This window comes from Candidatus Thiodiazotropha sp. AKAK2, assembly GCF_058244685.1.
In genome coordinates, this window is the sequence record NZ_JBSYOP010000033.1 from 78971 (window position 1) to 98866 (window position 19896).

Consider the following 19896-nt stretch of genomic DNA (forward strand, 5'->3'; position numbering starts at 1 on the left):
CATTCCATCGGGTTTACATAGGAAGAAGAACAAACCAAGAGACAATAAAAATAAGCAAATTAATTAGCCCCAGCTACAGATGAAATTCTCTACCCCACTGACTCATCCTCACCTAAAAACACGGGGATATCCTTGCGATAACGACGCATCACTAAGTTCGCCAACAATCCTGTCCAACCGGTCTGGTGGGCAGCACCGAGTCCCTGCCCTGTCTCGGCATGAAAATATTCATAAAACAAGCTGAGATCACGCCAGGCCTCTTCGGTTTGGAATGGGCTGTCACGTCTTAATGCAGGCACGCGTTCATCCCCATCACGCCGGTAGAGATTGACCAGACGTTCGGAGATCAGCGTGGCGATGTCGCGTAGAGTCAGGGGTTCATCCGAGAGTGCAGGAACTTCATATTTGAAACCATCACCAAGAAACCGGTGAAACTTCTCAATTGCTTGTATCAATGCATAATTGGTCGGTATCCAGACCGGACCGCGCCAGTTGGAGTTGCCGCCAAACAGATGGCTCTCCGATTCACCAGGTGCATAGTGGATGCCGATGTGGCCAATCCCCGGCAATTCGCCCAGATCCCGATAGTGTTGATGCAGTTTACTCAGGCTGCGCACACCATAGGATGAGAGAAATTCATCCTCATTCAACAGTCGATTGAGAATACGCGGCAGCATCGAGTGGTCGACCAGTGCCAGCAGATGTTCACCCTGGTCATTTTCCCAATCCGGGCAGGCACAGACATAGCTGCCCTGAAACAGCCCCTTTTTATGCACCTTCAACATCTCTCTGAATCTGGGGACATTCTCCAGTAAGCGTTTATCCACCACTTCCGTGGCGAACATGGGAATCAGTCCAACCCAGGAATAGACATCGATCCGGTGGTAGGTGCCGTAGGGAGTGATCAGCAGATCCTTGAAGAAACCCGCTTCCATATCCCATAACGAGGGGCCGTGCTCATCACTGCCACTGATCGCCTTGGCAATCGCAAGAAACTGTTCGTAGCACTGGATTGCGATATTCTCATAGTCAGGGTCATCGATGGCCAGCTCCAATGCCATCACCGTCATGTTCAGGGCAAACATGGCCATCCAGCCGGTGGCATCCGCCTGTTTTAGGGTATAACCGGGTGGCAATGGCCTGGAACGGTCATAGACGGAGATGTTATCGAGCCCCAGAAAGCCCCCTTCGAACAGATTCTGACCATGCTTATCTTTGCGATTGATCCACCAGGCGTAGTTGAGCAGCAGTTTATGGAAAACCCGCTGCAGATAGTTTTTATCTCCTTTACCCTGTTGGATCCGCTCCGCCCGGTAGACCTTCAGCGCTCCCCAGGCGTGGACCGGTGGATTGACATCACTGAAGGACCACTCATAGGCCGGTATCTGGCCATTGGGGTGCAGATAGCTCTCTCCCAATAACACCTCGATCTGCTGTTTGGCAAACTCCACATCCACCAATGCCAATGCCACACAGTGAAAGGCCAGATCCCAGGCGGCGAACCAGGGGTACTCCCAGGTGTCGGGCATGGAGAGAATATCTGCGGCCCTTAAATGCCGCCATTGATGGTTACGCCCAAGCTTGCGCGAATCGGGTGGCTGGTGGTGATCCCCATGCAGCCAGCGATAGACATCGAAATGGAAAAACTGTTTACCCCAGATCATTCCCGCCAATGCCTGCCGCATGATGCGGTGGTCCTCGGGTCCTCCCTCCGGCAGCAGCTCATCATAGAACACATCCGCCTCACCGCGACGCGTGGCGATGATGCGCTCCATATCGGCAAAGGGCTCTGTTAGCGGTTGTCGGCTCAAGACCAGATCGATGTTTCTTGACTCTCCTGCGGGGACTTCCAGCCGATACAAGGCAGCGAATTTTGTCCCCTGTTGCTGTGGATTGACCGCAGCCTGTTCTCCATCAACGATCAATCGGTGAAAGGCGTCTTTCACATAGGGTGTCTGCGGTGCAACACCCCAGAGCTTCTGTGAATTGGTTTCGTTTTCGGTGAACAGAAGTTCCGCCTGCTGTTCACCATAAAGATGGTAATCCCCCAGCTCCTGGTGCGATGCCTGAACACACCAGTTGGCTGTCGGACCGGTGTCGTGCTTCTCTATTGAAGGCTTGTTGGTCTCTTCCCCCCAGGACCAGTCGTTGCGAAACCAGAGCTGGGGAAGCAGGTGTAGCTGAGCGCCCTGTTCAGCATGATTCTGAATCGTAATCCGGATATGAATCTGATCAGCTTCGGCCTTGGCGTAGATGACCGAGACATCCCAATAGCGGTTTTCGTCAAAGGCTCCGCTGTCGAGCAGATTGAAAGGGGGGGCGAGTCTGTCCCGATGGCGGTTCTCCTCCACCAGTCTTGAGTAGGGATATTCGGCCTGGGGGTATTTATAGAGATATCTTAACCAGCTATGACTGGGGGTCGCATCGGTGTAGAAGTAGTACTCTTTAACATCTTCACCCCGGTTGCCCTGATTGCCGGTGAGGCCGAAGGCACGCTCTTTCAGAATCGGATCCACCCCATTCCATATTCCCAAGGCAAAGCAGAGACGCTGCTTCTCATCACTGAGACCACCGAGGCCATCCTCGTTCCAGCGATAGGCCCTGGACCTGGCCTGATCATGATCGAAATACTCCCAGGCGGTGCCTCCAGGGCTGTAGTCCTCACGGACGGTTCCCCAGGCCCGTTCGGAGAGATAGGGACCCCACAGATTCCACTCTTCTTCTCCATTGCGCTGTTGTTGCAGGCGCAGTTGCTCTTCATTGAGTTGCCGGTCGTTCATCCCCACTCCTGCCATTCATGTTCAGGTTAAGCCGATCACTGCCCATTGATGATCTGCTGCAATCGTTGCCATGCCACCAGGACGGTTGCCACGGACCAGGCCTGTGCCGGTGCCCCTCTGGGCCGATGGGGTGGATCCGCATCGAATATCTCACTGACATGGCCAAGCCCCGCATCCTTCAGATGATCCCCCAGAGGTTCCAGTCGCTGTTGCGCCGCCTGCGCATCACCACTCACCAGATACTCTGCCCAGGCATAGTGGCCCAGCAGCCACGCCCACACCGTACCCTGATGGTAGGCCCCATCTCGATCCGCAACACCACCCTTGTAGTGGTGGGCATAATCTTTGTGGCGTGGGCTCAGGGAACGCAACCCGTGTGAGGTGAGTAACTCGCGGGAACAGATCTCCACCACCTGTTTCTGTTGTTCGGAATCCAATGGTGAGTGGATCAGACTCACGGCCAGAATCTGGTTAGGACGTATACTGGAATCGTCCCCATTCGGTCCATCCAATAGATCGAACAGGCCCTCCCTATCGGGAGTGGTAAAGCGCTTGAAGCTGACTTTTACCACTTCTGCCAATTGAGCATAGTCTGTTGCCGGCTCACCCAGGCGTTCAGCGAATCCCGCCATGATCATCAATGCGTTGTACCAAAGCGCATTGATCTCCACGGCTTTGCCGGTACGCGGTGTCACCACCCAGTTGCCAACCTTGGCATCCATCCAGGTCAACTGAATCCCAGCCTCCCCAGCTCGCAGCAGATGGTCATTGGGATCCATGCCGATGCCGTATCGGGTGCCATTGATGTGCCACTCGATAATGTTCTGCAGTACCGGATAGACCTGCTGCAGACTAGCCGTATCATCACTGGCTTCGAGATAGGCGTGCCAGGCATCGAAGTACCAGAGTGCCGCATCCACCGTATTGTATTCCGCGGTTTCACCCCGATCGGTGAAGCGGTTGGGCAGCTGTCCCTGATCCACCAGCTTGGCATAACTCATCAGTATCGAGCGGGCACTCTCCAGACGACCGACTGCCAGAGTCAGTCCGGCGAGGGAGATCATGGTGTCTCTGCCCCAATCTCCAAACCAGGGATAACCAGCGACAATCGAATCTCCCAGTTCCCCGGAGGGCAGTACTCGTTTGATCAGGAAACTGTCAGCGGAGAGACGCATCTGCGCTATCCAATCGGGTTCGCTGAAGCCTTCGGATGGCGGCTGACTCAAACTCTCATCCCGATCCATAAAACTCTGCATCGCTGCGGGGAGATCGAATTGCAGCTGGTCATTCAGAGTGACAGCAAAACCGACCCACTCACCCTCCTGCAAGGTAAAGATCAGCTGTCCCAGGGAGAGATTGTTGTCGATAGCGGCAAGCCCACGTTCCGCCTCCCGCTTCAATTGAAAGCCTTCGTGCCAATCCTGTCTGGGTTCCATATCCGCTGGTGTGGAGTGCAGGTAGAGTCGCCCCCCTTGAGGCCATTCGATCTCAAGACGGTTGTCTCTCTGGTTGAGCGCGGCGGTGGTGCCTCTGACCGGCATGTTGCCATGGTGGTCACGATGGTTAACCAGCAGCTTCAGCCTGAGTCTGGCCAGATCATCGCCACCGCCACGGCAACGATAGGCGACATAGGTGGTATGTTCACCGTCCACCATCCAGATCCGCATCTCCACAATGCGATCGGCACAGGCGAAGCGCCAGACAGGCATCCGCCCCTGCAGACGGAACTGCTCGATATTCCGGTAACCCGCTGGCTCCACCACATCCCCATACCAGCGATTGGTGAACAGGGGCCACTCTCTGCCAGCCAGATCCAGGGTGGCATCCGCCTTGGCCATCAGTAGCTGCCGGTCCATCGCCCCATGTATCGGCGCAATCAACAGGCCGTGATAGCGTCTGGTCAGGGTGCCGGCGATGGTGCCTCCGGCATAGCCGCCAAGACCATTGGTTAGCCACCACTCACGACGCTCCGCCTGAGCCAGATCCCCGCAGATATCACGCCCGAAACGAACCAGATCGGACATATCAACCGCCCTCTCGGAATCCCGGGTAGAGAGTCATACCGCCATCGACGAACAGGGTTGTGCCGGTCACATAGTCGGACTGATCCGAAGCGAGCCAGACAGCTGCCTTGGCGATATCCTCCGGATCACCGATACGCTCATAGGGAATCAGCTCCAACAGCGAGGCGGCTGCCTCCGGCCTCTCCCAGGCAGAACGATTGATCGGTGTTTTAATCGCTCCCGGAGCGATCCCATTGACCCGGATCTTCTGATGGGCCAGCTCCTGCGCCACACTCTGCATGAACATCATCACCCCACCCTTGGAGGCCGCGTAGTTGACATGACCGGCCCAGGGAATCACCTCATGGACCGACGACATGCAGATCACCTTACCGGCCGCACAGGAGAGGCTCTGATCCACACCGCGACGCAGGAACTCCCGGGCGGCGGCACGGGTACAGAGAAACTGGCCGGTCAGATTGACATCCATGACCTTGTTCCATTGATCGAGGTGCATATCGACAAAGGCCGCATCCCGCTGGATGCCTGCATTGTTGACCAGAATATCCACACTCTGCCAGGCCTCGATGACCTGCTCGAACATCCTCTCAACATCCGCTTCGTTACTCACATCGGCGTAGACCGCCATCGCCTCACCGCCGTGCTCTTCGATCTCCTTGACCACCCGCCGGGCTTCCGCCTCGTTGACCACATAGTTGACCGCCACCTTCGCACCGGCCCCGGCCAAACCCTTGGCTACCGCTTCCCCGATACCGGAATTGGCTCCGGTGACGATGGCCCGCTGTCCGCTCAGCAGATCTGCCTGTTGCCCACTCATGCCACGCTCCTCTTTTATTATTGATCGATTCTCTGATTGTTGGCTCTTCCCATGGATCCCGTTTTGTTATCCCGGCGAACACCGGACCCAGGAAAACCAGTACCTGAGTCACTCTATGCTCTGCGAGAACCAGCAATCTTACAAAACCTTATCCCGTTAACTCATCCTAGCCGGTTTAAAACCCATTCTAGCCCGGTAATTGTTACGGAAACATGATCGAGGGGAAATTGTAGTATGCAGAGTGCAGCCGATTCATGAAATTTTGTGTCGGATTCAGCAGAACTTGAGAGACTCACCGACGGACGGGGCGAGTCGAATCCGAGAAGAATCGGGGCTATTTCTTAGCCTTGGGCAGTTGAGGGACTTTGCGAAATTTATCCAGCAGATGGTAGAGACTCAACAGTGGGTGGCGCAGCAGCATCCTGGGGCCGGCATAGCGCATCACATCCTGGACTTGGGTACGCATCTGCTTCGAATAACAGTGGACAGTACAGTGATTGCAGGCCGGTTTCTGATCTTCGAATGGGCAGGACTCCAACCGCCGTTCCGCATAATCCAGGAGTTTTTCACACGCCTCGCAGAGCGAGCCATCCGAACCGTGTGTATCCCGGCAGTAGATCACCATCATTGCACCGATGGTTTGTTGTTCACGCTTGATTCGACGACTCATTGATTCAGTTGATCTCTGCCTGATACGCAAGGGGTTGAAGTTACGAAATACCGATCCAACTGGAAACTGACTTATACCTGAGACCGTTGACAAATGGCTTAACCGAAATCAAGGCGACAGGACCTATTTTCTGAACAGCATTAGTGAAATTGTGGATCGCTGAAAGTAAACATAATTCAAAACCTGTCGTCCAAGCAATAAGCAGTGATAACAATCTCTACTATGGAAAAAATAATTACCGATCAGTGCCTGGGAAATACCAGCACACAACACATACAGAGTATGAAGCGTGTTCCGTGGATTCCGTCATTCGCCGGATTGACGAGCGCTTATTAAGCAATGTCCTGTTGTTGATCTCCTTGTCTATAGTCATAGTCAATTGAATCGTGTCAGTAAAAGTAATCCGTTAACACCCTACTGACTTAAGTTAATGGGCGAGCTTTGACCGGTAAACTGAAAATAGAGACATACTGATCAATCATAAACCATGATCATTTAATAACCTGATTAACTGATTTCCAAAAAACCAATATTCCGATCACACATTTACTACCTCTCTAAAAGAGAGTTCAGTATACTGTAACCGCTTTCTCACTATTCAGTTGAACCAATCCAAATAAAACAGTTTGCAATTGGATACAGGAAAGGTGTTCGTTAACTTTTTACGACGATCTATCCATTATCAAGGAAGCGCTGAACAAGTCATGGATGCTTGGTTTACCAATCGAAGTAGTTTCACACCGTTGCCCTAATCCGCGATTGAGGGTCTGCATCACAGTGGTGTCCAAACTATCGTTTTCTGTTAGCAACCTGCCCCCCATCACTTCTCCGTGCTTCATTAAACTATCGAGAACTGTCGCTTGTTTTCAGCCAAAGCGAAATCGTGGTATTTGAATAACATTATGGAACCAGAAAACATGGAGTATTTATGAAAAGAAGAAGATTGATTATCTTGATCCGTCAAGTCAGTCTACTGGCATTAATTCTGTTTGCCTCCTCCCAATCACAGTCAGGACAACTCTTTAATCCCGCACTTGACCCATCAACAAATAATCCAACCTCCAACAACACTACCGACAGACTGATCATCAAATTCAAATCGACAGCCGGAAAGGATGGCGATCCAGAGTATCTAACCACTCTGATAGAGGCCTTTACCGGTGCTTCATCAAGCGTTGTCAGAGAGACATTCAGCGGCGCCCATGTTATCCAACTCAATCGACAGATTACGCTTGAAGCTATGTGGACATTGACTGACGACATAGCCCGGCAACCGCATATCGAATATGCCGAAGCGGATCTGATCATGACCCCGCAACTCACCCCGAATGATCCGAGATACGGTGAACAATGGCACTACTTCCAACAGGCTGGTGGAATCAATCTACCGCTTGCCTGGGATTTAGCCCAGGGTGAAACCACCGTGGTGGCGGTAATCGACAGTGGTTACCAGCCTCACTCCGATCTGAATGCCAATCTGTTGGCCGGCTATGACATGGTGAGCGATGGGTTTGCTGCCAACGATGGTGACGGCCGTGATGGGGATGCCACCGATCCCGGCACCTATGCCCCAAGTTGCAATGAGTACATCAGTGACTGGCACGGTACCCATGTTGCCGGGACGGTCAGCGCGGTCACCAATAATGCGCTTGGGGTTGCCGGCGTCGCCTATCGGGCCGAGGTCGTCCCAGTGAGAGTACTGGGTCGCTGTGGTGGTTATCTGTCGGACATCACCGATGGGATTGTCTGGGCAGCGGGGGCGGAGGTGGCTGGTGCGCCGGTCAATGCCAATCCGGCGCAAGTCATCAACCTGAGTCTGGGTGGGCGATCGGACAGCTGCCCGGAAACCGCGTTGGCAGCCATCGACATTGCACGACATAGGGGAGCCACCATCGTCGTTGCGGCAGGGAACAATGGTGAAGAGAGTTCTGGATTCGCCCCGGCCAACTGTCCTGGGGTGATTACTGTAGCCGCAACCAACGATGCCGGTGAGCTCGCCAGCTTTTCCAATTTTGGCGCTTCAGTCGACTTGGCTGCGCCAGGCACCCGTATTCTGTCGACCCATAACGATGGCGTCATCGGTCCTGGCAGCGAAAGCTATCGATTGATGAGTGGCACAAGCATGTCCACCCCGCATGTGAGCGGCGTGGCTGCCCTGCTCTACGGCATTGATCCCGGGATAACACCGGATAAAGTGGCTAACATCCTGATCCGCAGTACTCGCCCATTTCCAAGTGCGTGCACAGGTTGCGGAAGCGGTATTCTTGATGCCCATGCCGCTGTGGAGATGCTGACCAGCACCGAACCCGGGGTAACAATACTTCATGATGGTGTGGCGGAAACCGGGCTGAATGGTGAGCTGATGAGCCAACAGTTTTTCGCCATTGATGTACCGCCCGACGCCATCAGTCTGAGTGTACGTAGTTTTGCCGGCAGCGGCGATGCTGACCTCTATGTACGGAGTGCAGACAAACCCGATCTGGATTTGTTCGACTGCCGTCCATATCTGTATGGCAATGACGAGGAGTGCATCATCCGACCCGTCCCGGCAGGCAGATACTATGTGATGCTCCACGGTTATAGTGCCTTCTCAGACCTCACTCTTGTTGCCGACTATCTTATGGATGAGCCTCAGCCTGGTGGTAGCGAGAAGTTTGAAAACAGTGAGGATTATGAGATCCCGCAATCGAGTCTGAGCGGTGCTCTGAGTCCGATCCAAGTGGATCGGGTCGGTACTTCGGGAAGAGTCCAGGTCGAAATCGGAATCATCCATCAATCGATCCGGGAGGTCTCAGTCACTCTGATCGATCCAAGCGGCGTAAAACACAACCTGAAGGGATTCGGTGGCGTTGGGGTGGATCTGTTTGAAACCTATCATCTTGAGCTGGCTAAACAGCCTTCTGAAGGGGAATGGACTCTGCAGGTCAAGGATCTGGGCAACCGAGGGAGAGGTTATATCGATTTCTGGAGAATCAGCTTTCCCTGAGATTTCGCGGCAAACATTCGGCTGAAAATGAAAAAAGCACTCAGGATGATCCTGAGTGCTTTTTCAGCATGGGTTGCTCAGATGTTTTAGCTTTTGGCTTTACGTCTGCGCATGATACCGAAACCGATCAGCCCAGTGCTCAGCAACAACAGTGCTGAAGGCTCTGGCACACTGGATACCGGTTCATGAGCTCTGACCAGGAAGCTGCCGAAATCATCGTCCACTTCGTTCGGATTGTAGAACATGTCACTGATATAGGCACTATCGTTTACGCTGCCGTCAACGACCAGCAGACCGGCGAGGGAATAACCACCCTCTTCATCATCAACAAAGCCTAAGCTACCACGAAAGTTGGTAGTACCAGCAACTTGATCATAGGTGATACCGAAGAGAAAGAAGAACGGGTTGTTATACCAGCTGGAGCCGGTGGCGGTGAAAATCTCGGTATTACCGTTTGTGGAGACAGCATCAGCGGTTTCACCGAACAGTACGTCATCGCCGGCAGTATCGAACTCAGTCCACATGGACCAGAACTCACTTACTGTGGCGAGTGTGTAGTCAGGATTTTCCAGCAGCGCCTGCTCAACCGTCCGGTTCTCAGTGAAGGTAAGATCCAACCAGTCCAGATCGTTGACGGTGGTGTATGAACCATTGTCAATAATGAGTGCACTGGCATTTGTCGAAATGCCGAGACATGCAGCTAAAAACAAACCAAACATCTTCTTCATGATAGCTCCCAAGCTTTATAACTAATGAAGGGTAATAACCCTGTTGCACAACTACATGCACTTCCTGTGCCAACACTAAGAATCAACGACTTACGTCACACTAATTGAAACCTGTGTAAAATAAATCGACATTCAGTAGGGTTTTAATTTCTAAATAAGTAATCAAATGACTACAAAGACATACGAAGTGGTTTAGCCGACGTATCGAGGCAGGCAGCCTGGAAAAGCGATAAGATGACACACATCAGCCCAAAGCAGTATGGTGTACATTAGAAAGAAGCAGAGCCTCCACAACCAGGCCCAGCGAAAAGGTTTATTTGAATTAGCCTTGGAAAAGAATGGGTAAGGAGGCCGGTTGTTGACTCCATCAATGATGGTCTCAGGCTCCAAAGAAAAAAGGCGCCCAGAACTGAATCTGGGCGCCTTTTTAAGATTTGGTAGGCGCGATTGGAGTCGAACCAACGACCTCTACCATGTCAAGGTAGCGCTCTAACCAACTGAGCTACGCGCCTGAAAGAGGCGAATCATACAGGCAGCCATATGGAGATTGCAAGCCTCAACACAACAACTCAATCGAGACCTGACTAACGCTCGCCGGTCAAGGGTACAAAAGAGACCGGAAGCAGGTTTGAAGTATGGACCTCCCCTGAATGATCTTTTTGCAGTAGCATCAGATCCTGGGTGTAGTGGCGCTTGCCGACCGGCAATACCAGGCGGCCGCCCGGAGCCAGCTGATCAATCAGTGGCTGGGGAATCTCTTCCGCGGCCGCTGTCACCATAATGGCATCGAAAGGCGCCTCTTCCGGCCAACCGAAATAGCCGTTGCCAACTCGATAATCGATATTGTTGTATCCCTGCTTCTCCAACAGTCGCTGGGATCGCTCAGCCAGCTTTGGAATAATCTCGATGGTATAGAGTCGATCGACCATCTCGGCCAGTACGGCGGTCTGGTAACCGGAACCGGTGCCCACTTCCAATACCTTGTCATCCCTTTTGGGGGAAACCAGATCGGTCATCAGGGCAACGATAAAGGGTTGGGAGATTGTCTGCCCCTTGCCGATCGGCAAAGGACTGTTGTCATAGGCATGAGGGCGGAAGTTCTTTCGGACGAAACGCTGCCGGGGCACCCGGCTCATCGCATCGAGAACATGATCGTTGAGGGTACTACGGCCAGTCATGCGACATGCGTAGTTCGCCTCCGCCTCTATATCGTGGAGCATTGCCTCAATATCTGCCATTGTCGACCTTGGGTTACGCCAGTGCTAAATCTAGTTTAGATTCATTCTATTCTAGAATAACACCTGAATTTTTAAAGGCTTTCGCAAACTATCTACAAAAAATATATCAATTGTAAGTATTATTTTTTTCGACATCCTGTATAGGCGTACCACACCAATTACCCTTGAGAAATGCATTTTCACCTCAGTCATCGATGCATTAGGGTATCGGCTGAACAGCCATCAGAGGTCCACACCCGGAGCGCTAGTTATCAGGCAATCAGCCCTTTTTGCTGAAGATTCTTGATCTGATCCCGGATTCTGGCCGCCTCTTCAAACTCAAGATCCTGGGCATGCCGGTACATCTGTTCCTCCAGCTGCTGCACCCGTTTCGCCATCTGTTTAGGGCTCAGCTGGGCATACTCCGCCTCCTGATCCGCCACTTTCGCATAGCCTTTGGCGTTCATCTGTGCGCCGGGATAGGCACCCTCCATGATATCGGCAATGGATTTAAGGATGGTCTGCGGGGTAATGCCGTTGGCCTCGTTATACTGCTGCTGTTTGGCACGGCGCCGCTCCGTCTCATCGATTGCCCGACGCATGGAACCTGTCACCTGGTCGGCATAGAGAATCGCTTTGCCATTGGCATTACGGGCCGCCCTGCCGATGGTCTGGATCAGAGAACCTTCGGAGCGTAAAAAGCCCTCCTTGTCCGCATCCAGTATCGCCACCAGCGAGACCTCCGGCATATCCAGCCCCTCCCGCAGCAGGTTGATGCCCACCAGCACATCGAACTCACCCAAACGCAGATCACGAATGATCTCCACCCGTTCCACGGTGTCGATGTCGGAGTGCAGATAGCGCACCCGTACATCATGATCCCCCAGGTAGTCGGTCAGATCCTCCGCCATGCGCTTGGTCAGTGTGGTCACCAGCACCCGCTCCTTTTGCGCAACCCGCAGCCGTATCTCGGACAACAGATCATCCACCTGACTGCTGGCCGGACGCACCTCGACTTCCGGATCGACCAGCCCTGTCGGTCTGACCACCTGTTCGATGATGGCGCCGGAGCGGTTGATCTCATATTCCCTGGGTGTGGCGCTGACATAGATGGTCTGCGGCGCGCGGTGCTCGAACTCCTCGAACTTCAAGGGGCGATTGTCCAAGGCGGACGGCAGCCGAAAGCCGTACTCCACCAGGGTCTCCTTGCGCGAGCGGTCGCCACGGAACATCCCACCGAGTTGCGGGATGGTGACATGACTCTCATCCACCACCAGCAGTGAGTTATCGGGCAGGTAGTCGAACAGGGTTGGTGGTGGCTCACCGGCCGACCGGCCGGACAGATAACGGGAGTAGTTTTCGATCCCCGAGCAGTAACCAAGCTCGGTGATCATTTCAATATCGAATCGGGTACGCTGTCCCAGGCGCTGGGCTTCCACCAGTTTGTGCGCCGACTCAAGCTGGGTCAGCCGCTCTTTCAGTTCAACCTTGATCTGATCCACCGCCTCCAACAAGGTCTCCCTGGGGGTGACATAGTGGCTCTTGGGAAAGATCGAATAGCGTGGCACCTTGCGCAACACCTCACCGGTCAGGGGGTCGAATACCGAGATCTGCTCGATCTCGTCATCGAACAACTCAACCCGAACCGCTTCGGCATCAGATTCCGCCGGGTAAATATCGATCACCTCCCCTCTGACCCGGAAGGTTGCCCGATGCAGTTCCACATCATTGCGCTTGTACTGCAGTTCGGCCAGGCGCCGCAGAATGGCCCGCTGATCAATCAGCTCACCACGACTCAGATGCAGCATCATACCCAGATAGGAGCGAGGGTCACCAAGACCATAGATTGATGAGACCGTGGCGACGATGATGGTGTCCTCCCGCTCCAGCAGCGCCTTGGTTGCCGATAATCGCATCTGCTCGATATGGTCGTTGATCGAGGCATCCTTCTCGATGAAGGTATCGGAGGCCGGGACATAGGCCTCCGGCTGATAGTAGTCGTAGTAGGAGACAAAATACTCCACCGAGTTATCGGGAAAGAACTCCTTGAACTCGCCATACAGCTGGGCCGCCAGTGTCTTGTTGGGTGCCAATACCAGGGTCGGTCGCTGCACCTGCTGAATCACATTGGCAACGCTGAAGGTCTTCCCCGAGCCGGTCACACCCAGCAGGGTCATCGCGGCTTCACCGTCTCCCAGCCCCTCCACCAACTGTTCGATCGCCGCAGGCTGGTCCCCTGAGGGCGAGAATTTTGAGCTTAATTTAAACGCTTTACTCATTTAGGGATTCTTCATCGTCAATTAATTGGCTATTATGGCATCCGGACATCGAAATCATATTACCTTGATCGACCGGGTTGAGGGCATAATGGATGTCCTTCATTAACAAATCCAATGGTCACCCATTGGGTTGATGTTTGAGCAGCTGGGATCAATAACCGCCATGAATTCACAACTTTCAAGCCGCGTAAAAGCCGTTAAACCCTCACCGACTCTAGCAGTCACCGCCCGTGCAGCGGAGATGCGCGCCGCCGGCAAGGATGTCATTGGACTGGGCGCAGGTGAACCTGATTTCGACACCCCCGACCATATCAAGAAGGCCGCCGTTGAGGCGATCAACGATGGCTTCACCAAATATACCGCCGTGGACGGCACGCCAGGCCTGAAACAGGCGATCATCGACAAATTCCAGCGGGACAACGGCTTTGAGTACGCCATGGATCAGATTCTGGTCTCCTGCGGCGGCAAGCAGAGCTTTTACAACCTGGCCCAGGCGATTCTAGATCCGGGTGATGAGGTGATCATCCCGGCCCCTTACTGGGTATCCTATCCTGACATGTCGATCCTGGCCGGTGGTGTTCCGGTACTGGTCTCGGCCGGTGCGGCGCAGAATTTCAAGATCACCGCCCAGCAGTTGGCCGCGGCCATCACCGACAAGACCAAGCTGTTTGTGATCAACAGCCCCTCCAACCCTACTGGCATGGCCTACACCAAAGAGGAGCTGGCCGCCCTGGGTGAGGTACTCAAGGAGCATCCACGCATCATCATCGCCACCGATGATATGTATGAGCATATCCTCTGGCCCGGCAACAGCTTCGTCAACATTCTGAATGCCTGCCCGGAGCTGAAGGATCGCACCCTGGTACTCAACGGCGTATCCAAAGCCTACTCCATGACCGGCTGGCGTATCGGTTATGCGGGTGGACCGGCTGAGATCATCAAGGCGATGAAAAAGATTCAGTCCCAAAGCACCTCCAACCCCACTTCTATTTCGCAGGTGGCGGCTCAGGCGGCGCTGGAGGGCCCTCAGGCCTGCATCGCCGAGATGCTGACCGCTTTCAAGGAGCGTCACGACTATGTGGTAGAACGGCTCAACAGCATGGCTGGCATCGACTGCCTGCCCAGTGACGGCACCTTCTACTGTTTTCCTAAAGTCGAAGAGGCCCTGGCCGGCATCGATGGGGTAAGCAATGACCTAGAACTCTCCGAGTACCTGATTTCAGAGGCTGGGGTCGCCCTGGTGCCCGGAACCGCCTTCGGTCTTGCCGGCCATGTGCGTATCTCCATCGCCACCAGCAAGGATAAGCTGGAACAGGCGCTGGATCGCATCGAAGGCGTGCTTAAAGGCTAATCGGCTTGCATACCGGCCGGATCATCGATTCGGCCTGAAACACAACGGCGCAGGAAGCGCCCTACAGCTACTCCAAGGAGGGAGTCCCATGACATCTTCGTCTCTTGCCTGTCCGTATCGAAATTGCGGCTTAACCCTGGTTGAAATGATGGTAGCCCTGCTGGTGCTCACCATACTCATCGCACTCGGCGTCCCATCCCTGGCAACCCTCTCCATAAGGAACGAGCAATCATCCAGCCTCAACGGGTTTCTGAGTCACTTCTACCTGGCCAGAAGCCTGGCCATACAGCAGGAACAGCATATCATCATCTGCCCGACCTCAAGTGGGGAGCGCTGCAGGGAGGAAGCGATCTGGAGTGATGGACTGATCATCTTCGAAGACAGCAGACGGGACGGGGTTCTGGGATCTGACGAGCCGATCCTGGCGAAATACCTACTACCTGAACATTCAGAGCTGACGATCCAATCAAGCGAGCACCGTAAACGGGTGGTCTACCATGGGGATGGTCGCCCAAGCGGCTACAACCTGACTCTCTCCTTTTGTGACCCAAAGGAGCGAATCGAGCCTAAGGCATTGATTGTCAATAACGTGGGGCGTATCCGCATATCCAAGCGGGGTGCTGGGGATGCCCCCCTCAAATGTGGCCACTGATTGTACTTTTTATCGATAAACTATTGACGCTAGGGCTCAGTCTCATTATTATGCGCCCCTCTTGAACAATTCCCCGGTAGCTCAGTCGGTAGAGCGGGTGACTGTTAATCACTAGGTCGGCAGTTCGAGCCTGTCCCGGGGAGCCAATTAAAACAAGCACTTAGGTTTAAACCTAAGTGCTTTTTTTATTTCAGGAGCAACCATCTTTTTGCTTTTAAGCAGGGCTCACAGCCAGAAACCCGGCTTGATCGCTTCCTGGTCTCCAGGCCACCATTTTGCCGAGTAACAGATGCACGATTCCACCCAGTGCAGTTCAGAGCAAGCTACTTGGCGTTCAGCCAAAATGATGTATCAGCTTCATGCGGCCAGGGATTTCTTGGTAGACAGTTGCAGCGGGAATATCGTGTCTGCTGTCGAGTTGACCAACAAATTAGTAGACTGAAAAACAACTAAATCTCGCCATACAACACCAGTATCTTTAAGCAATCTCTCAACTTCTGTAGAGAGCCAATTGATAGACAACGAAGCAGACACCCTGTGACAGTCAGCTCAGTCCAATAGAATCCTAAACCACTGATTGTCGCCAGTTAACATCCCAAATCGTGCTTATACTAAAGCATAAGAACATCAAATCCTGATTTCAGATTTAGTTTTGTGAATGCCGATAACATCAAAAACCAAGGTAAATAAACGATAAAAACTTTCATTCATAAAGCCAATTAAGTTCAGCTATGAAGTCACTATCTACCAATCCAAAGGAGATACAAGTGAGAAGGTTCTTTTCATTCTTACCTTTATTAATTGTTTCCTCCATCACACCGGCAGATTGGAAGGTCGACAAAAACAGCACCGGCCCATCAAAAACCTCAGACAATACAGCTATGGTAAAAAACGGGCGGGGTGACAGCTTCTCCTTGTATCGCATCTCAAGAAGCGGTGAAGTTTGGGCCAAATTCAAACCATCTGAGGATTTTTCCGATCCTGTAGATTGGAATACCCCACCCACACTGCGCATTGACAACAAGAAACCGATAAACCTGAGCAGACAGAAAGATCTGCAGATTATGGGTGTCGGTGTAGATGCCTATAAATGGCAACAGCAACAGGTTGAATTTTTAATCTGGCATGGAAAGGAAAACGAGGGGCTCTCAGAAACCTTGGTACAGATAATGGATGGTAACAAACTTGTGGTTAGATATTATCTGAGCAGTGGCCGTAATAAAGAGAGCTCATTTCCACTGACAGATGCGCAAACCACTATTTCAAGAGCTCTTAAGATCAGCAGAAAAACAAGCCCGCCCACTCAACAAAAAACGACAACATTCAAAGAATTCGTTCTCCAAGAGATAAAGCAATGTTTACAACAGACAGAATCGTCCAATGCCTGCCTGAAACGCATAAAAGATTGCAGAAACAAAGCGGATAAAGAGATCCATAAGTTTAATAGTTGTTATCGATAGCATTCAGAGGATATTAGGGCCGGACAAGAATCCGTCTGATGCCAAACCGGTTACAGACAGAATCTGACTATCAGGATGTCAGATGAGTCATAGATGGGCAAACAACCAATTGGGCAGGAACTCTGTTCATAACAGATAAGCCTTTCAATTAGCGACTAGTTTATCGAGTGCCATTCTGAGTGGTATATCCATATCCCTCAGAAAATTGAAATAGGCGCGTGTTGCCTCTCTGCTCATACCGATGAGCATGACACCACTCTGACGACTATCCGTATAGACAACAAATCCCTGTAGTGTTTGTAACGCCCCATGCATCCATACTTTTATTAGAACGATATCGTTCGGAACAAGGGTTAGTTTGTCTAGCTGCAGAGAGAGCCCACCAAGACTTAAATCTTTTGTCACAGCGCTACCGATAGATTGCCCCCTTCGGATCAGGTCCACGTTCATGGATAGTCGAATACGCGGATAGTAGCGGTTCTCCACTGTCAACTCCTGTCACATCAGACGATCAATCTCATGTATTTCGTGCAAATACTTGATATCTACACAAATAGTTGAGTGTTAATGACCTATTCCCAGACTGAACTGCTAATTACATGGAAGAGAGCCAGATAGTTACCCTTTTCCATTTGCCGATTGTTTCATCAAAACAGAGTGAATCAAACAATCTCTATTAGTATATTATGAATGATTTACACCTTATACCGAGCTCGATATCAGACATTCTATGACATAGATCAACAAGTCAGCCAAATTCACACAAATTATTACAATCTACATTTGAGAATCGCTTTTCGTGAATAATGATCAAGAATAAAAACCAATCAGAAGCACTCCAGTGGATCGTATCCCTTTTGAATCAGCATCAGATTCCATTTTTGATATGTGGCGGCTTGGCGGCAATTGGGTATGGATCAAAACGAGAGCTGAATGATATCGATCTGTTTGTTCCTGGCAAACTGTTTAAAAAGGTTGTTTTGCTTGGAAATGAACAGATCAGAAAGCCTCCACAGCGCTATTGCGAGGTCAGCGAAGGATGGGGACTGGAATATATCCAATTCATCTATTGTGGCATTAAAATTGAAGTCGGCAATCCAAATGGAGCAAAAATATTCGATAAAAAAATGAAAAACGGACCTCTTTGGAATTAGACTTTCTCGCCACTGAATCGAAATCTCTATTGGGTACTGAGATCCCGCTGATGAATCGGATAGCGCTTATCGAGTACAAGACAAAATTGAGACGACCAGTGGATCTACTCGGTCTGGCAGCCATAAAATAATATAATCATCAACTGTTTTGTTTAACAGGCCCAAAGATACAGAGCTGTTATGAGTGTTCTGCTGATGCGAATGAACCGCCGGTTATTGAGGCAGGAATCGATCAGATTGTGACCGCATTCAACACCCAGTATGGGTATACGTGTAGCGGTATTATGCTGTCAGCAACGGCTAGCGATGATGGCTTACCCGAACCTCTGGGTATAGGGTGGCGCAGACGCGAAGTCATACTATTCTTAAATGGCACTTGGTTATTAAATGTAAGCTATTTCAAATCGTGACGCATTGACAACATCTGTATCGAGTAATGTTGAATCTGTTGCAAATAGAACCTATCCCATACCTGATTCAGTCACACAAACAAAAGGTTTTGCTGCATCAGATGGCTGGCATACAGTACTTGATACGCTCAACATCACATGCAAAGACCGACTCAATAGTCATCAGCAGCTAAGCTCATATTGAGTTATCCTAGTGTACTTAGTGATAAAGCCCTGTTTATTTTTAGGCAGGGCTTTTTTTGACGAATCACTTATTTTTCAAATTGCGACTACACTTACAGAAATCTGTCTGGCACCACTCTTTCAAAATGCTTTTTTCTCTCTTAAAAAAATCCTATTTCACAATTCTTTCGATTTTCCTTGGCTATGCCATTTTGTGTCTCTATTACTACCTCAATCAGGTTAACATCATTTTTCCCGCAAGCCGGATCGATACCGACACCGAGTTTACCTTCACCATCGATCACCAGGAACTTTTTATCGATACCCCTGATGGCGCCAGGTTACATGGAGTACTCTTCAGGGCAATAAAACCAAAAGGGGTAATTCTCCATTTTCATGGTAATGCGGAAAATATGTTGTCGATGCAATACGCAGCCGAACCCTTTGTCGATCGAAACTACAGTTTCCTGGCGATGGACTACCGCAGCTATGGTAAGAGCAGTGGCGAGTTGAGTGAGGAGAATCTGTTTGCCGATGCCGCACTGTTTCTTGAATATCTGAAAAAAGCGGGCTGGGAGAGCTCTAAAATCATACTTTATGGACGTTCGATCGGTACGGGTGTTGCCATCCAACTGGCTTCAAAAGCCGATCTCGGAGGCATGATTCTGTATGCTCCCTTTTACAGTTTAACTGATTTGGCAGATTACCACTTCCCTCTGTTACCCTCGGATCTGCTGCTTAAGTTCCCAATGGACTCCGCCAGCTATCTGAATGGGGTTAAGGCCCCAGTTCTGATCCTACACGGCTCTGACGATCGGATCATACCTCTGGATCAAGCAGAAGGATTAGCCAGGATCAAAGGTAAACTGGTCGTGTTGATAAATGGCCGACATAATGACCTGTATGGCCACGAGAAATTCTGGTTTGAGATCGATACTTTTTTAGCCGGCATTTGAATTTCACTACTTTCGGAAGAACTTTCTCTCCCGACCCAGGGTGTTCCAAAAAACAAGTACAAACCGAATGGGAATTAAACGCCTAGGGCATTTTACCCAGAAATACTCACTGAAATCTGGTTGCAACTCCTGCTTCCATAAGGTTTTTTTTAATCTGTATCAATTCGTTGTTGATTTGATCATATTCTATTCCTCAAGATTGTTAACATCTAAAAAAACATTGACTTGAGCCACTTGATTAACTATTAAT

Annotated in this window: 14 protein-coding genes and 2 tRNA genes; 7 read left to right on the forward strand and 9 right to left on the reverse strand. The window is 51.3% G+C overall.

Features of this window, described 5'->3' with window-relative positions; genetic code table 11:
- Nucleotides 1–89 precede the first annotated feature (89 nt).
- From AC4IE8_RS15630 to AC4IE8_RS15645, 4 genes are all read right to left on the reverse strand, one after another.
- Nucleotides 90–2780, reverse strand: coding sequence for an MGH1-like glycoside hydrolase domain-containing protein (locus AC4IE8_RS15630; RefSeq protein ID WP_490791421.1), 2691 nt, complete (start codon nucleotides 2778–2780; stop codon nucleotides 90–92).
- 35 nt (nucleotides 2781–2815) lie between these two features.
- Complete coding sequence (locus tag AC4IE8_RS15635) at nucleotides 2816–4804, reverse strand: amylo-alpha-1,6-glucosidase (protein ID WP_490791422.1); 1989 nt, start codon at nucleotides 4802–4804, stop codon at nucleotides 2816–2818.
- Between the two features lies 1 nt (nucleotide 4805).
- Nucleotides 4806–5621, reverse strand: coding sequence for an SDR family oxidoreductase (locus AC4IE8_RS15640; protein ID WP_490791423.1), 816 nt, complete (start codon nucleotides 5619–5621; stop codon nucleotides 4806–4808).
- 334 nt (nucleotides 5622–5955) lie between these two features.
- Nucleotides 5956–6291: a nitrous oxide-stimulated promoter family protein gene (locus AC4IE8_RS15645; RefSeq protein WP_068995240.1), complete on the reverse strand. Its 336-nt coding sequence runs from the start codon at nucleotides 6289–6291 to the stop codon at nucleotides 5956–5958.
- A gap of 928 nt (nucleotides 6292–7219) precedes the next feature.
- Between AC4IE8_RS15645 and AC4IE8_RS15650 the strand changes: the two genes are divergently transcribed.
- The gene (locus AC4IE8_RS15650; protein ID WP_490791424.1) at nucleotides 7220–9277 is read left to right on the forward strand and encodes a S8 family serine peptidase; all 2058 of its coding nucleotides are present in this window, start codon (nucleotides 7220–7222) and stop codon (nucleotides 9275–9277) included.
- Nucleotides 9278–9363: 86 nt separating this feature from the next.
- Here the strand turns inward: AC4IE8_RS15650 and AC4IE8_RS15655 are convergent, their stop codons facing one another.
- The 4 genes from AC4IE8_RS15655 to uvrB form a co-directional block, all read right to left on the reverse strand.
- Nucleotides 9364–10005: a PEP-CTERM sorting domain-containing protein gene (locus AC4IE8_RS15655; protein ID WP_068995234.1), complete on the reverse strand. Its 642-nt coding sequence runs from the start codon at nucleotides 10003–10005 to the stop codon at nucleotides 9364–9366.
- Between the two features lie 435 nt (nucleotides 10006–10440).
- Nucleotides 10441–10517, reverse strand: a tRNA-Val gene (locus tag AC4IE8_RS15660).
- Between the two features lie 72 nt (nucleotides 10518–10589).
- Nucleotides 10590–11243 (reverse strand): protein-L-isoaspartate(D-aspartate) O-methyltransferase, encoded by a 654-nt coding sequence (locus AC4IE8_RS15665; protein WP_068995232.1) that lies wholly within the window; start codon nucleotides 11241–11243, stop codon nucleotides 10590–10592.
- A 251-nt stretch (nucleotides 11244–11494) separates the two neighbouring features.
- Entirely contained in the window at nucleotides 11495–13501 is a 2007-nt protein-coding gene (uvrB, locus tag AC4IE8_RS15670) for an excinuclease ABC subunit UvrB (protein WP_068995230.1), read from the reverse strand.
- Nucleotides 13502–13664: 163 nt separating this feature from the next.
- Between uvrB and AC4IE8_RS15675 the strand changes: the two genes are divergently transcribed.
- The 4 genes from AC4IE8_RS15675 (at nucleotide 13665) to AC4IE8_RS15690 (ending at nucleotide 16964) form a co-directional block, all read left to right on the forward strand.
- Nucleotides 13665–14852: a pyridoxal phosphate-dependent aminotransferase gene (locus tag AC4IE8_RS15675; protein ID WP_068995467.1), complete on the forward strand. Its 1188-nt coding sequence runs from the start codon at nucleotides 13665–13667 to the stop codon at nucleotides 14850–14852.
- Between the two features lie 88 nt (nucleotides 14853–14940).
- Nucleotides 14941–15504: a GspH/FimT family pseudopilin gene (locus AC4IE8_RS15680; protein WP_490791425.1), complete on the forward strand. Its 564-nt coding sequence runs from the start codon at nucleotides 14941–14943 to the stop codon at nucleotides 15502–15504.
- 70 nt (nucleotides 15505–15574) lie between these two features.
- Nucleotides 15575–15650 (forward strand) — tRNA-Asn (locus AC4IE8_RS15685).
- A 621-nt stretch (nucleotides 15651–16271) separates the two neighbouring features.
- Complete coding sequence (locus AC4IE8_RS15690) at nucleotides 16272–16964, forward strand: hypothetical protein (RefSeq protein WP_490791426.1); 693 nt, start codon at nucleotides 16272–16274, stop codon at nucleotides 16962–16964.
- A gap of 144 nt (nucleotides 16965–17108) precedes the next feature.
- Here AC4IE8_RS15690 and AC4IE8_RS15695 read toward each other — a convergent pair whose 3' ends face one another.
- On the reverse strand, nucleotides 17109–17450 hold the full coding sequence (locus AC4IE8_RS15695) for a PilZ domain-containing protein (protein ID WP_490791511.1): 342 nt from the start codon (nucleotides 17448–17450) through the stop codon (nucleotides 17109–17111).
- A gap of 320 nt (nucleotides 17451–17770) precedes the next feature.
- Here AC4IE8_RS15695 and AC4IE8_RS15700 point away from each other — a divergent pair, with 320 nt between their 5' ends.
- The gene (locus AC4IE8_RS15700; protein WP_490791427.1) at nucleotides 17771–18118 is read left to right on the forward strand and encodes a hypothetical protein; all 348 of its coding nucleotides are present in this window, start codon (nucleotides 17771–17773) and stop codon (nucleotides 18116–18118) included.
- Nucleotides 18119–18836: 718 nt separating this feature from the next.
- A complete protein-coding gene (locus AC4IE8_RS15705) occupies nucleotides 18837–19646 on the forward strand; it encodes an alpha/beta hydrolase (RefSeq protein ID WP_068995193.1) in 810 nt (269 codons plus the stop codon).
- Nucleotides 19647–19896 lie beyond the last annotated feature (250 nt).

Bases quoted from the DNA above. Each gene is read 5' to 3' on its own strand.
- AC4IE8_RS15630 (WP_490791421.1), bottom strand. From the start codon at position 2,780: ATGAACGACCGGCAACTCAATGAAGAGCAACTGCGCCTGCAACAACAG.
- AC4IE8_RS15635 (WP_490791422.1), bottom strand. From the start codon at position 4,804: ATGTCCGATCTGGTTCGTTTCGGGCGTGATATCTGCGGGGATCTGGCT.
- AC4IE8_RS15640 (WP_490791423.1), bottom strand. From the start codon at position 5,621: ATGAGTGGGCAACAGGCAGATCTGCTGAGCGGACAGCGGGCCATCGTC.
- AC4IE8_RS15645 (WP_068995240.1), bottom strand. From the start codon at position 6,291: ATGAGTCGTCGAATCAAGCGTGAACAACAAACCATCGGTGCAATGATG.
- AC4IE8_RS15650 (WP_490791424.1), top strand. From the start codon at position 7,220: ATGAAAAGAAGAAGATTGATTATCTTGATCCGTCAAGTCAGTCTACTG.
- AC4IE8_RS15655 (WP_068995234.1), bottom strand. From the start codon at position 10,005: ATGAAGAAGATGTTTGGTTTGTTTTTAGCTGCATGTCTCGGCATTTCG.
- AC4IE8_RS15665 (WP_068995232.1), bottom strand. From the start codon at position 11,243: ATGGCAGATATTGAGGCAATGCTCCACGATATAGAGGCGGAGGCGAAC.
- uvrB (WP_068995230.1), bottom strand. From the start codon at position 13,501: ATGAGTAAAGCGTTTAAATTAAGCTCAAAATTCTCGCCCTCAGGGGAC.
- AC4IE8_RS15675 (WP_068995467.1), top strand. From the start codon at position 13,665: ATGAATTCACAACTTTCAAGCCGCGTAAAAGCCGTTAAACCCTCACCG.
- AC4IE8_RS15680 (WP_490791425.1), top strand. From the start codon at position 14,941: ATGACATCTTCGTCTCTTGCCTGTCCGTATCGAAATTGCGGCTTAACC.
- AC4IE8_RS15700 (WP_490791427.1), top strand. From the start codon at position 17,771: ATGATCAAGAATAAAAACCAATCAGAAGCACTCCAGTGGATCGTATCC.
- AC4IE8_RS15705 (WP_068995193.1), top strand. From the start codon at position 18,837: ATGCTTTTTTCTCTCTTAAAAAAATCCTATTTCACAATTCTTTCGATT.